The 13655-nt window shown below is 37.5% G+C and carries 14 protein-coding genes; 10 read left to right on the forward strand and 4 right to left on the reverse strand.

The features are described from left to right. The first annotated feature begins 11 nt into the window (after window positions 1–11). From sufD to ACIQ7L_RS16085, 5 genes are all read left to right on the forward strand, one after another. A complete protein-coding gene (gene sufD, locus ACIQ7L_RS16065) occupies window positions 12–1304 on the forward strand; it encodes a Fe-S cluster assembly protein SufD (protein ID WP_400570517.1) in 1293 nt (430 codons plus the stop codon). Next, a complete protein-coding gene (sufS, locus tag ACIQ7L_RS16070; protein ID WP_400570518.1) occupies window positions 1304–2524 on the forward strand; it encodes a cysteine desulfurase SufS in 1221 nt (406 codons plus the stop codon). Before sufD ends, sufS begins: the two co-directional genes overlap by 1 nt. Next, window positions 2514–2945: a Fe-S cluster assembly sulfur transfer protein SufU gene (sufU, locus tag ACIQ7L_RS16075; RefSeq protein WP_097894865.1), complete on the forward strand. Its 432-nt coding sequence runs from the start codon at window positions 2514–2516 to the stop codon at window positions 2943–2945. The genes sufS and sufU overlap by 11 nt, the downstream gene beginning before the upstream one ends. Window positions 2946–2993: 48 nt before the next feature. Beyond that, entirely contained in the window at window positions 2994–4391 is a 1398-nt protein-coding gene (sufB, locus tag ACIQ7L_RS16080) for a Fe-S cluster assembly protein SufB (RefSeq protein WP_097894866.1), read from the forward strand. 345 nt (window positions 4392–4736) lie between these two features. Beyond that, window positions 4737–6278 carry a thiol-activated cytolysin family protein gene (locus ACIQ7L_RS16085; RefSeq protein WP_400570519.1) on the forward strand — a complete coding sequence of 514 codons (1542 nt, stop codon included), beginning with the start codon at window positions 4737–4739 and terminating at the stop codon, window positions 6276–6278. Between the two features lie 202 nt (window positions 6279–6480). Here the strand turns inward: ACIQ7L_RS16085 and ACIQ7L_RS16090 are convergent, their stop codons facing one another. From ACIQ7L_RS16090 to ACIQ7L_RS16100, 3 genes are read right to left on the reverse strand one after another with little or no spacing between them, the layout of a single operon-like run. Then, complete coding sequence (locus tag ACIQ7L_RS16090; protein ID WP_400570520.1) at window positions 6481–7086, reverse strand: ABC-2 transporter permease; 606 nt, start codon at window positions 7084–7086, stop codon at window positions 6481–6483. Next, window positions 7079–7945 (reverse strand): ABC transporter ATP-binding protein, encoded by an 867-nt coding sequence (locus ACIQ7L_RS16095; protein WP_400570521.1) that lies wholly within the window; start codon window positions 7943–7945, stop codon window positions 7079–7081. The genes ACIQ7L_RS16090 and ACIQ7L_RS16095 overlap by 8 nt, the downstream gene beginning before the upstream one ends. Before the next feature lie 5 nt (window positions 7946–7950). Beyond that, complete coding sequence (locus ACIQ7L_RS16100; protein WP_097898455.1) at window positions 7951–8322, reverse strand: GntR family transcriptional regulator; 372 nt, start codon at window positions 8320–8322, stop codon at window positions 7951–7953. 339 nt (window positions 8323–8661) lie between these two features. On the opposite strand from ACIQ7L_RS16100, the gene ACIQ7L_RS16105 reads away from it, so the two are divergent. From ACIQ7L_RS16105 to ACIQ7L_RS16120, 4 genes are all read left to right on the forward strand, one after another. Beyond that, window positions 8662–10053: a bifunctional metallophosphatase/5'-nucleotidase gene (locus ACIQ7L_RS16105; protein WP_400570595.1), complete on the forward strand. Its 1392-nt coding sequence runs from the start codon at window positions 8662–8664 to the stop codon at window positions 10051–10053. A 67-nt stretch (window positions 10054–10120) separates the two neighbouring features. Then, complete coding sequence (locus ACIQ7L_RS16110; RefSeq protein WP_097898458.1) at window positions 10121–10423, forward strand: YunC family protein; 303 nt, start codon at window positions 10121–10123, stop codon at window positions 10421–10423. Window positions 10424–10478: 55 nt separating this feature from the next. Further along, window positions 10479–11216, forward strand: coding sequence for a sporulation protein YunB (gene yunB, locus ACIQ7L_RS16115; protein ID WP_400570522.1), 738 nt, complete (start codon window positions 10479–10481; stop codon window positions 11214–11216). A 39-nt stretch (window positions 11217–11255) separates the two neighbouring features. After that, the gene (locus tag ACIQ7L_RS16120; protein WP_400570523.1) at window positions 11256–11537 is read left to right on the forward strand and encodes a hypothetical protein; all 282 of its coding nucleotides are present in this window, start codon (window positions 11256–11258) and stop codon (window positions 11535–11537) included. Window positions 11538–11564: 27 nt separating this feature from the next. On the opposite strand, the gene ACIQ7L_RS16125 is transcribed toward ACIQ7L_RS16120, so the two are convergent. Continuing rightward, window positions 11565–12554: a M23 family metallopeptidase gene (locus ACIQ7L_RS16125; protein ID WP_400570524.1), complete on the reverse strand. Its 990-nt coding sequence runs from the start codon at window positions 12552–12554 to the stop codon at window positions 11565–11567. A gap of 188 nt (window positions 12555–12742) precedes the next feature. On the opposite strand from ACIQ7L_RS16125, the gene lipA reads away from it, so the two are divergent. Continuing rightward, window positions 12743–13639 carry a lipoyl synthase gene (gene lipA, locus ACIQ7L_RS16130; RefSeq protein WP_097898462.1) on the forward strand — a complete coding sequence of 299 codons (897 nt, stop codon included), beginning with the start codon at window positions 12743–12745 and terminating at the stop codon, window positions 13637–13639. Window positions 13640–13655: the final 16 nt, after the last annotated feature.

The following is a 13655-nucleotide window of genomic DNA, read 5'->3' on the forward strand; positions in this document are numbered from 1 at the left end:
GGAGCATAAACATGACAATCGGTACATTACCTTTCGATCAAGAAACAATCCGTCAGCGCGCAAGCGAAGTAAACGAAGCTGCTTGGTTGACTGAGTTCCGCTTACAAGCTCTTGCACAAGCAACTGAACTTCCAATGCCAACGCCTGATAAAACGAAAATTGATAAATGGGACTTTATCGGAAAAGGCGACGCTGCTAAGCAAGAGCCTGTAAGTTCTTTAGCAGAGCTTCCAGAGGCAGTGAAAAAATTAATCGACGAAAATAACAGCGTATTAGTACAACGTGCTGGTACAACTGCATTCGTTTCTTTAGCGAACGAAGCAAAAGAAAAAGGTGTTATTTTCACAGATATCGTAACAGCTGCAACTGAGCATGCTGAATTAGTACAAAAGTACTTAATGAAAGACGGCGTGAAAGTGGATGAGCATCGTTTAACAGCACTTCACGCTGCATTAATCAACGGCGGTGCATTTGTATATGTTCCGAAAAACGTTGTTCTTGAAACACCACTTCAAGCTGTATTTTTAGTAGACGGCGAAGAAGCAAACGTATATAACCACGTATTATTTGTAGCAGATGCAAACAGTTCTGCAACATATGTAGAAAACTATGTAGCAAATGAAACTGTTACAGGTATTGCAAATATCGTGGCAGAAGTAATCGTAGAACAAGGTGCACAAGTGAAATTTGGTGCAGTTGATCTATTAGCGAAAGATGTAACAACTTACGTAAACCGCCGCGGTGTTGTTGGTCGTGATGGTCGTATTGAGTGGGCGTTAGGTCTTATGAATGACGGAAATACAATTTCAGAGAACGTAACGAACTTAATGGGCGACGGATCATTTGCTGATACAAAAACAGTAACAATTGGCCGTGGTAACCAAACACAAAACTTTACAACTAAAGTTGTTCACTTCGGTAAACACTCTGAAGGATTCATTTTAAAACACGGTGTACAAACAGATAGTGCAACATCTATCTTTAACGGAATTGGTAAGATTGAACATGGTGCATCTAAATCAAATGCACAACAATCTTCTCGCGTTCTTATGTTAAATGAAAAAGCACGCGGTGATGCGAACCCAATTCTTCTAATCGATGAAGACGACGTAATGGCAGGTCACGCAGCTTCTGTAGGCCGCGTAGATCCGGTACAACTATACTACCTAATGAGCCGTGGTATTCCGAAGAAAGAAGCAGAACGTTTAGTCATCCATGGATTCTTAGCACCTGTAGTAAATGAGCTTCCAATTGAAGGAGTAAAAGCACAGCTTGTTGAGGTAATTGAAAGGAAAGTTCGCTAATGGATATTCATGAAATACGCAAACAGTTTCCAATTCTTGATCAAAAAGTAAACGGCAAACAACTTGTTTATTTCGATAGTGCAGCAACTTCTCAAAAACCAATTCAAGTCATTGAAACGTTAGAGCGTTACTATAAAGAATATAATTCTAACGTGCATCGCGGTGTTCATACGCTCGGTACAAAAGCTACCGATGCGTATGAAGGTGCACGTGAGAAAGTTCGCAAGTTTATTAACGCGAAATCAATGGAAGAAATTATTTTCACGCGTGGAACAACGACTGCATTAAATACAGTAGCAGCAAGCTATGGACGTGAAAATGTAAAAGAAGGCGATGAAATCGTCATTTCTTACATGGAGCACCATAGTAACATTATCCCGTGGCAACAAGTTGCGAAGAAAACGGGGGCAACATTAAAATATCTTCCGCTTCAGCCGGACGGGACAATCTCATTAGAGGATGCTCGTCAAACAATTACACCGAATACAAAAATCGTTTCTATTATGTATGTGTCTAACGTACTTGGAACGATTAATCCTGTAAAAGAAATTGCAGAAATCGCACATCAAAATGGAGCAATCATGATCGTTGATGGTGCACAAAGTACGCCTCATATGAAAGTGGATGTACAAGATTTAAATTGTGATTTCTATGCATTATCCGCTCATAAAATGTGCGGGCCTACAGGTATCGGCGTATTATATGGTAAGAAGGAATTGCTAGAGAATATGGAGCCAATTGAATTTGGTGGTGAAATGATTGATTTCGTAGACTTACAAGATTCTACGTGGAAAGAACTTCCGTGGAAGTTTGAAGCAGGTACACCGATTATCGGTAATGCAATCGGACTTGGAGCGGCAATTGATTTCCTAGAAGAAATCGGTCTTGATAATATTGAAAAGCATGAACATGAATTAGCGCAGTACGCTTTAGAAAGACTATCAGAAGTAGATGGCGTTACAATTTATGGACCAAAGCATCGCGCTGGTCTTGTTACATTTAATATCGATGAAGTACATCCGCATGATGTGGCGACAGTATTAGATGTAGAAGGCATTGCGGTTCGCGCAGGACATCACTGTGCACAGCCGCTTATGAAGTGGTTAAAAGCTTCTTCGACAGCACGTGCAAGCTTCTATTTATATAATACAAAAGAAGAAATTGATACATTTGTTGAAGCGCTAACGAAAACAAAGGAGTATTTCACAAATGTCTTTTAATAATTTAGATACGTTATATCGTCAAGTTATTATGGATCATTATAAGAATCCTCGTAACCATGGCGTGTTAGAAGATAGTGTTACAGTTAACTTAAACAATCCAACTTGCGGCGATCGTATTCAACTTACGATGAAAGTAGAAGATGGAATTGTACAAGAAGCGAAGTTTGAAGGAGAGGGTTGTTCCATCTCTATGTCTTCAGCTTCGATGATGACGCAAGCAGTAAAAGGAAAGAAAATTGAAGAGGCACTTAAGCTTTCTAAAATTTTCTCTGACATGATGTTAGGAAAAGAGTATGATGACAGCGTAGATTTAGGAGATATTGAGGCATTACAAGGCGTATGCAAGTTTCCAGCACGTATTAAATGTGCAACATTAGCTTGGAAAGCATTAGAAAAAGGCTTACACGAAGATAAGTAATGTAAAAGGTTCCTAAACACGTGGTTATCTAAGGAGGGACATACCAACATGGCGAAGCAAATGCCAGATATCGGCGATTACAAATATGGTTTCAAGGATAAAGACGTTTCGATTTTCCGTGCAGGACGCGGCTTAACAAAAGAAATCGTTGAAGAGATTTCACGTATGAAAGAAGAACCACAGTGGATGTTAGACTTCCGTTTAAAATCACTGGATAAGTTCTACGAAATGCCAATGCCACAATGGGGCGGCGACTTAAACGACTTAGATTTCGATGAAATTACGTACTACGTAAAACCATCTGAGAAATCTGAGAAGTCTTGGGATGAAGTACCTGATGAAATTAAAGCTACCTTTGATAAATTAGGTATTCCAGAAGCTGAGCAAAAATATTTAGCTGGTGTATCCGCACAGTACGAATCTGAAGTTGTATACCACAACATGAAAGAGGACCTAGAAGCTCTAGGAATCGTCTTCAAAGATACAGATAGCGCATTAAAAGAGAACGAAGATATTTTCCGTGAGCATTTCGGAAAAGTAATCCCACCAACTGACAACAAATTCTCAGCATTAAACTCTGCAGTTTGGTCTGGTGGATCATTCATCTACGTTCCAAAAGGTGTGAAAGTTGATACACCACTTCAAGCGTATTTCCGTATTAACTCAGAAAATATGGGACAATTCGAGCGTACGCTTATTATCGTAGACGAAGGCGCACACGTACACTACGTAGAAGGTTGTACAGCACCTGTTTACACAACAAATTCACTGCACAGTGCGGTAGTAGAAATCATCATTAAGAAAGATGCATATTGCCGTTATACAACAATCCAAAACTGGGCGAACAACGTATATAACCTAGTTACAAAACGTGCTGTTTGCGAAGCAAACGCAACGATGGAATGGATTGACGGTAACATCGGATCTAAATTAACGATGAAATACCCAGCAGTTATCTTAAAAGGCGAAGGCGCTCGTGGTTTAACATTATCTATCGCGATTGCTGGTAAAGGCCAACACCAAGATGCTGGTGCGAAAATGATTCACTTAGCACCAAACACATCTTCAACAATCGTTTCTAAATCGATTGCAAAACATGGTGGTAAAGTAACGTACCGTGGTATCGTACACTTCGGACCAAAAGCGACAAACTCTCGCTCTAACATCGAATGTGATACATTAATCATGGATAACCAATCTACATCTGATACAATTCCTTACAACGAGATCAAAAACGATCACGTTTCACTTGAGCATGAAGCAAAAGTATCAAAAGTATCAGAAGAACAATTATTCTATCTAATGAGCCGCGGTATTTCTGAGCAAGAAGCTACAGAAATGATCGTAATGGGCTTCATCGAGCCATTCACTCGCGAACTTCCAATGGAATACGCAGTTGAAATGAACCGTCTAATCAAATTTGAGATGGAAGGTTCTATCGGTTAAATAGAAATGCGGAGCCGACTGTTCAGACCCGTTGGCTAAGGTTCTTTCGCACAGAAGATGCTTTTTATCTTCTGGTGTGGAAGGTTCTTAGACATGAGGGTCTAGAAGGCGAAGCTGGACAGTATTGAAAGTGGAAGCGCCCTGTTTACAGGGCGTTTTTTTCATTGGGAGCAAATATAACGGTGCTTTTTCATACGATATTTACTTTGTCAGAACGCTCGAACAAGTAAAAAGGATCGGATGCATGAAAACCGATAAAAAACTATCTAGTTTGAGTAAGTAAAAAAAAATTTATCAATATACGAAAATCGTGATTTTATGATATAATTCTTTTAAAGAAAGGAGTTGAGTTTTTTGAAAATTATAAATAATATCAAAGTAATAAAATTTCTAGTATGTTTATTAGTTGGTTTATGCACTATTAATTATTCATTTATTTCCTTCGCTGAAACACAAACAGGTGATTCAGCTGATCAAGCAAAAAATGCTAGTGGCATCGATAATGGCATAGCAAATTTAAAGTATGATAGTAGAGATATTTTAGCAGTAAATGGTGATAAAGTAGAGAGTTTTGTGCCGAAAGAAGGTAAAAATTCAAATGGTAAATTTGTAGTGGTTGAACGTGAGAAAAAATCACTTACAACTTCGCCAGTAGATATTTCGATTATTGATTCTATGACTAATCGTACTTATCCAGGAGCAGTACAACTTGCAAATAAAGCTTTTGCGGATAATCAACCGAGTTTATTAGTGGCTAAGAGAAAACCTTTGAATATTAGTATAGACTTACCTGGCATGAGAAAAGAAAATACAGTAACTGTCCAAAATCCAACATATAGTAATGTATCTGGAGCAGTAGATGATTTAGTATCTACTTGGAACGAAAAGTATTCATCAACACATACGTTACCTGCAAGAATGCAGTATACAGAATCTATGGTTTATAGTAAATCTCAAATCGCAAGTGCTCTTAATGTTAATGCTAAATATCTTGATAATGGACTGAACATTGACTTTAATGCAATTGCAAATGGAGAGAAAAAAGTGATGGTTGCGGCATATAAACAAATATTTTATACCGTAAGTGCAGAACAACCTAACAATCCATCAGACCTGTTTGATAATAGCGTTACGTTTGAAGAGTTAACTCGTAAAGGGGTAAGTAATACGGCTCCGCCTGTTATGGTGTCAAATGTAGCTTACGGCAGAACCATTTATGTAAAATTAGAAACAACTTCTAAGAGCAAAGATGTACAAGCTGCCTTTAAAGCCCTACTTAAGAATAACAGCGTTGAAACGAGTGGACAGTACAAAGATATTTTTGAAGACAGTACCTTTACTGCTGTAGTATTAGGCGGAGATGCAAAAGAGCATAACAAGGTTGTTACAAAAGATTTTGATGAAATACGAAATATCATTAAAGATAATGCAGAATTAAGTCCTAAAAATCCAGCATATCCAGTTTCATATACTAGCACTTTCTTAAAAGATAATGCAGTTGCTGCTGTTCATAACAATACAGATTATATTGAGACTACATCTACAGAATATTCTAGTGCGAAAATGACGCTTGATCATTATGGTGCATATGTTGCCCAATTTGATGTATCTTGGGATGAATTCTCATATGATGAAAATGGAAATGAAGTATTAACCCATAAAACTTGGGAAGGAAACAACAGAGACAAAACAGCTCATTTCTCTACAGTCATACCACTTCCACCGAATTCAAAAAATGTAAAAGTCTTAGCGAGAGAATGTACAGGCCTTGCATGGGAATGGTGGAGAACCGTTATTAATGAACAAAATGTTCCGTTAACAAATGAAATAAAAATCTGGATTAGCGGAACGACATTATACCCAACTTATAATATTAGTTATAATTAAAGGTGATGTATACGTTCAAAGCGCCCTGTTTACAGGGCGCTTTTTTTCTGATTTTCCTTGGATGAGAAATTCTTTTTTTTAGCTTGTTAAATGATCGTGAATCTCGAAATATTGAAAAGATATGTTGAAAACTCACCGGATTTTGCTCCTTTAAAAGGAATCGCATGTTAAATTTTTGTTTTATAATACAGAAGATTTCGAATTAAAATGCTTTACGTTGATAAATGATTGATGATACTCCCCATGAAATCATATAAGCACATACGATAATAATTGTAGCTGCGGCATACAAAGTAGGTATAGATAAGTTGAAAATAGCATCGGTAACGGTACTAAACTCTTTTGCAAGAAATTGTACAGCAGGTGGACCGAGATAAACTGAGGCTAAAAATGAAACCATGACAATGGACGACATATGTTTTTGTTTAAATTGATAAAATAGTGGAAACGTAACGGCTGCAAATAGTAAAAATAATGCATTGCCAATTAGAATGTGTTCTACAGTAAATGACTTTTGGAAGATGATAAGCATTGCACTTGTTACTGCAATCGCCAACAACATGTAAATAAATGCTCCGATATACCGTGAAGCAACAATTTCCTTACGTGTATATGGTAAAGAATTTAATAGAATATTTGTTTCGGTTTTTTCGTCATAGCTATGCGTATTAAAAGGAATAAAAATACTTGTAATCGTAAATATTAAAATAGGGTGCATGTTCATCACAATAAAAAAGACAATACAGCCTAAATAAACTAGCAATTGTTTCTTCTGTAAAATTAAATCGCGTTTGATTAAATTAAGCATGATGCCCTACTCCTCTCGAGTAATACATAATATCTTCTAATGAGGCGCGTTCAATTATAACCTCATTACCAAAAATTTGTTCAACTTCAGCTACATTATTCGTTAATGCCTCAAAGCCAGTCGGTGCACGATGAACATGCATAAAGGCCTTTTCTGTATCGCGGTCTAATAAATCCGTACTGCCTTTTACTAATGCATAGTTTTCTTCCACCTCATGAATTGACTGATTAAACATTAATTGTCCCTTTCTTAAAAAGGCAATAAAATCAGCGATGCGATCTAAATCCGTCGTAATATGTGTAGAGAAGAATATTGTACGATTGCCATCAAGCATTAATTCATGCAGTAAATTGAGTAACTCACGTCTAAATATTGGGTCTAAGCCTGCTGTTGGCTCATCCATAATAATCAACTCAGCATGATGTGATAGAGCAAGTGCTAATGAAGCCTTCATCTGCATACCTTTTGAAAAAGTTTTAATCGCTTTACTCATCGGCAGTTCAAATTGCTCTACATATCGCTTAAATATCACCTCGTCCCAATTTTTGTAAGCGGGTGCGATCATTCGCTTAATATCCTTTAGAGTTAAGCCCTCATAAAATACGTTACTATCAAAGACAAAACCGATGCGCTCTTTAATTTCCTTTTCGTGCGATGCGTAGTCTAAGCCGAAAATTTTAATCTCACCTGCATCTGGCTTTAATAAGTTCATTATCATTTTAATGGTTGTCGACTTCCCAGCACCATTTGCGCCAATGAATCCTGTTACAAATCCTTTTTTGATTTGTAAATTTAATTGCTCTATCGAAAAACCTTGAAATGTTTTGCTAACATTGTGTAGCTCTACTATATTCTCCATGCATTTTACTCCTCATATAAAATAGTTAATAATTCTCGCAGTTCCGTTAAGGGTAGCCCAATTTCCTTACTATTAGCAACGACAGACAATAACTGTTCTTCAATAACTTTTAATTTTTTCTCACGTACGACATCTAAATTTTGTTCAGCAACAAAAGAGCCCTTACCTACAATCGAATAAATAAAGCCTGCTTTTTCTAACTCCTCATACGCGCGCTTTGTTGTGATAATACTGACTTGTAAATCCTTGGCGAGCTGGCGCATTGATGGGAGTGGCGATCCCTCTTTTAAATTACCACTCAAAATTAGTGATTTTATTTGATTCGTAATTTGTTCGTAAATCGGCTCCTTAGAACTGTTTGAAATAATTATTTGCATGCAAATCCCTCTTAGTCTTTATATTGTATATATACTCTATATACAATATATATATTTTGTATCAAAAGTGCAATGTTTTTTTAGAAAATTTTGTATGAAGGGTAATTAGATAAATAGGAATAACGAGAGATGGAACATATGAAGCAATTTGCGAAAAGGGCAATGTAAAAAAATCCATATAAAAAGGAGAATCTTTTGCTTTTTCATTCAATGAGAGTACAATGTAAAATAGCAAGAAAAGACGAAAAGTATTTACAGGATTATTGCACGCATGTAGCGTAAATGGCAGTAAGGAACTGAGAGGAGGTTTTTTCTCTGAATATAAATAAAGAAACAACTATTCACCTTTATCATACAAACGATATACATAGTCATTTTGAAAATTGGCCACAAATTTCTCGGTTTGTACTAGAGGAGAAAAAGCGAAGACAGGAAGCAGGAGAATCTGTTTTAACGTTAGATATTGGCGATCATGTGGATCGTTTTCATCGTATTACGGAAGCGACAAACGGACTAGGGAATACAAAGTTATTAAATGAAGCGTTATATGATTATGTAACGATTGGGAATAATGAAGGAATTACATTAGCGAAGGAGCATTTAAACCATTTATATGATAATGCCGGATTTGAGATACTCGTAGCTAATTTATTTGAAAAAGAAGGCGTACGTCCTACTTGGGCGAAGCCTTATAAGCTTCATACAACTACTGACGGGATTACGATAGCTTTTATCGGCTTAACAGTAGCTTATCCAGCGTTTTATAAAATGTTAGATTGGCATATTGAAGATCCGATGGTGCATTTAGAAGCCATTTTAGAAGAAGTAAAAGATAAAGCGCATATTACAGTTGTACTTTCTCATCTTGGAAAAAGTGTGGATGAATATATGGCAGAGAATTATGATATAGATGTAATTTTAGGAGCGCATACCCATCACTTGTTTGAGCGCGGTGTTCTTGTGAATGGAACGCTGCTTTGCTGTTGCGAAAAGTGGGGACATTATGTTGGTCATATTCAGCTTACTGTGGATAAGAAAACGAAGCAGTTGTTAAAAAAGGATGGCAGAGCGATTAAAACAGAGCGTTTAAGTGCTTATGGCGAGCCATTATCCACAATTGAAATGTTACAAGAAGAAAGCAACTTGATTATGGCAGAGCCAGTTATTGATTTAAAGGAATCTTTACCAATTCATTGGTTTCAAGAGACCCAATTTTCCCACATGTTAGCAGGTGCCCTAAAAAAATGGTGCAATGCGGAAATTGGAATGGTGAATGCGGGTGTATTGTTAGAAGGATTGGAAGAAGGAATTGTAACAAGAGGGGATATCCACCGAATTTGTCCACATCCAATTAATCCATGCGCATTAAAAGTGCCAGGGAAAACGTTACGAGAAGTTATTTTAAAAGCGAGCCGTCCACATATGGAGCAACTTGAAGTAAAAGGATTTGGTTTCCGCGGAAAAGTAATGGGTAAGATGATCTATGATGGCGTAGAAGTGATCCCAGATACGATTCCTGGGAATAAAATGTTACTTGAAGAGGTAATCATTAATGGGGAACCACTGGAGTTAAATCGCATATATACCGTGGGAACAATTGATATGTTTACATTCGGGTACTTATACCCAGAACTATCCACACTTTCTGAAAAGCAATATTATATGCCAGAATTATTGCGAGATGTGTTAACAGAGATGTTGATAACTTATACATCTTCAATCAAACTATAGGCTAGTTAACCTGTAACACTCATTTTTCTCTTTTCATAAAAATAAGAAAGAGGGGAGTGTGTGAACTATGGTTAACGTTGAACCTATTATCATTGAAAATAATACGTTTATAGCTGTTAGCGTAAAGCTTCCAAAAACAAATTTGCTGGCTGTTATGAGCGATAAAGGATATATTATGTGCGGGGCTTTAGATGTCGGTCTATTAAATGAGAAGTTAGGAGATCGAGGAATTATTGCTGGCCGCGCAGTTGGCGTGAGAACGATTGAGCAGCTTCTTGAAGCGCCGCTTGAATCGGTAACTACTGGAGCAGAGGCTTTAGGCATTCCAGTAGGAACAATTGGAAAAGATGCATTATTAAAAATGATATAAGCATATATCGTCCCTCTTTCTTGCATAGAAATGATATAAGAAGGAGGGTTTTCTTATGCGTACATTTCGTCCAAAAGCTTCGCGGTTTCGAAGGGGGCCGCTGCCCTTTAGGCATGTATTACTCATTTCGTTTATTATCTTTTTACTGATGACAATACAAGGGCTATGGATTGTGAATAAAAGTATTCAGCCAACATTGATTAAGTATGGGGAAATGCAGACGCAGAAAATGGCGACGGTTGTGATGACGAAGGCGGTAAAGGATCGAATTAATGAAGGATTTGATGTAGATTCATTAATGAAAGTACAAAATGATAAGAATGGAAAAGTATCTACAATTGATTTAAATACGAAGCAAGTAAATGAGATTTTAACGTCGACTACCACATACATAGAGAAATATTTGCATCAGGTGGAGAAGGGAGATATGAAAGCACTCGGTCTTTCCGAAGAGAGTGGCGTTTCAATGTCGGTGCCTCTTGGACGTATAACAGATAATGCGCTCCTTGGTAATTTAGGGCCGGATATTCCGATTCATTTTACGACAATTGGCCATGTCGGTACGGATATTAAACAGAAGATTGAACCGCAAGGAATTAATAATACAGCCATTAAAATTATTATGGAAGTCGACGTAACCTTGCAAATTATTATTCCATTTCGGACAAAGGAAATTACGGTCAAGCAAAACATTCCAATTGCGACAAGAATTGTGCAAGGCGAAGTGCCAGCTTATTATGGAAGTGGCGGGGTTGTTGTACCAGATAGTAATGGGAAGAAAAAGGATGAGTAAGGTATTCGTGTTACAAAAAAGAAAAGGGGAGATGAGTTTATGGCTGTAAGTCAACCATTTCGCCGAAAGATGAATATAGCATCCATCTTTTGTAGTATTTTCGCGGTAGTTCTCTTTATAATCATGTCTAAATTTGATGTGCCGATTCTTGAAAGCCCTAATCGTTTTGCACCGTATAGTGGATATGTTTTTCCTTTCTTAGCAATTGTATTTGCGGCTTTTGGAATGAAACATTCATTAAATAAGTGGGCGTGGATTAGTTTTGTATGTAGTCTTCTTGTTCAACTTCTTTTCGTTATATTGATTATGGGCGGCGTATAAGGAAATAACCGTAGCAATCTGCTACGGTTATCGTTTTAAACTCGCACGTTCCTTTCGTTCCCACAAGCTTAAGTGCATATATGGATCAAAAGCCCATTCTGTATAGCCGTTATCTTTATATAATCCAAAGTGCAAGTGGGGAGGGAATTTACCAGCTGTGCCAGGAGGGCCGTAGCCTGTGTTACCAACAAAACCAAGAAGTTTTCCTGGCTCTACAATTTGTCCAAGCTGTATTTCTTTTGAAAATCCACCTAAATGCGCGTAATAATGATAGTTATTATGAAGGTCACGAATCCCAATGCGCCATCCTCCGAGGCGATTCCAGCCCTTTGTTTCAATTATGCCGTAGCAAGTAGATCTTACTGGTACGCCGTGTCTTGCGAAAATGTCAGTTCCTTCATGGATTCGTCTGCCGCCAAAGCTCCTTCCAGCACCAAATGTACTACGGTAACTATGATCGCTACGAATAGGAAGAGGAAAGGCATTTCCTTCTAAATTAATACGGCCGTAATGCTTATAGATTTGAGCATATTCAGTAATTAATTCAACTGTTTTTGCACGTCTATAATATTCCCAAAGCATAATTTTAATACGGTCTTCTGAAGTTCCTTGTTTCCTTACAATAGTTGCTACCGTGTGCAAAAGATCTCGGTCGTTATTTGCGTCTGCAAGCCCATCATTATCGCCATCTAAACCAATTCCTCCGAAGAGAGAAATGGTATGGGGAAGAGTATCGTTAGTAGAGCTATTAACAGGACCCGACCATACTTCTGGTTTGAAATAAATAGAAATAATAGCGTCAGGTTTTTTCGGAATATCTCTTCTTACGCTCCGTATATTTCGTTCATATTGATCAATTGCAGCTAGGTAATACCATGGAATGCCTGAAGATTGCTCTGTTTCTTTATATAGTGTCATGCGTTTTTCGTATATGTTTTGCTGATTGTCTTCACCATATGCAATGCCTTGCTGAAGAAGAAAGAAAATCGCAAGCAATAGAGAAATTTTTCGAAGCATGAAATAAACTCCTTTCACAACATCACTCTCTTTAGTGTGGGATATACGAGGTATTTCATTATAGGGAACGATTGGAAAAAAACTTAGAATCTTCATTTGAGCAAATCGCTTTCATACGTTAGAATAGATATGTTACATTGAAAGAAGCGAACATGGTAAACTATTTCATATTGTGCGGAGTTGATAACATGACAAAACAAACAGAATATAAGCGCAAGCCCGAATGGTTGAAAATTAAGTTAAATACAAATGAAAACTATACAGGCTTAAAGAAAATGATGCGTTCTAAGCAGCTTCATACCGTTTGTGAAGAGGCAAAATGTCCGAACATTCATGAATGTTGGGCAGTAAGAAAAACAGCAACATTTATGATTTTAGGTGCGGTTTGTACACGTGCTTGTCGTTTTTGTGCGGTTAAAACAGGCTTACCAACAGAGCTTGATTTACAAGAGCCAGAACGCGTAGCAGATTCTGTAGTACAAATGGGCTTAAAACACGTTGTTATAACAGCGGTTGCACGTGATGATTTAAAAGATGGCGGAGCAGCTGTTTTTGCGGAAACAGTACGCGCTGTTCGTCGTGAAAATCCATTCACGTCTATTGAAGTACTGCCATCTGATATGGGTGGAGTAGAAGAAAACTTAAAAATGTTAATGGATGCAAAACCGGATATTTTAAACCATAACATTGAAACAGTACGTCGATTATCTGACCGAGTTCGCGCGAGAGCAAAATATGATCGTTCATTAGAGTTTTTACGTCGTGCAAAAGAAATGCAGCCTGATATCCCAACTAAATCTAGCATTATGGTGGGACTAGGTGAAACAAGAGAAGATTTAATTGAAGCAATGGACGACTTACGTGCGAACAATGTGGATATTTTAACACTTGGACAATACTTACAACCATCTAAGAAACATTTACCAGTTATTAAATACTACACGCCAGCTGAATTTGCAGAGCTTAAAGAAATTGCACTTAGCAAAGGATTTAGCCACTGCGAAGCTGGTCCGCTTGTTCGTTCTTCTTACCATGCAGATGAGCAAGTACGTTCTGCGAAAGAAAACACAGCAGAAGCAAAATAATAAGAAAAGAGAGCTG

Source organism: Bacillus sp. NPDC094106 (assembly GCF_044764345.1).
In the GTDB taxonomy this organism is placed as follows: Bacteria; Bacillota; Bacilli; order Bacillales; family Bacillaceae_G; genus Bacillus_A.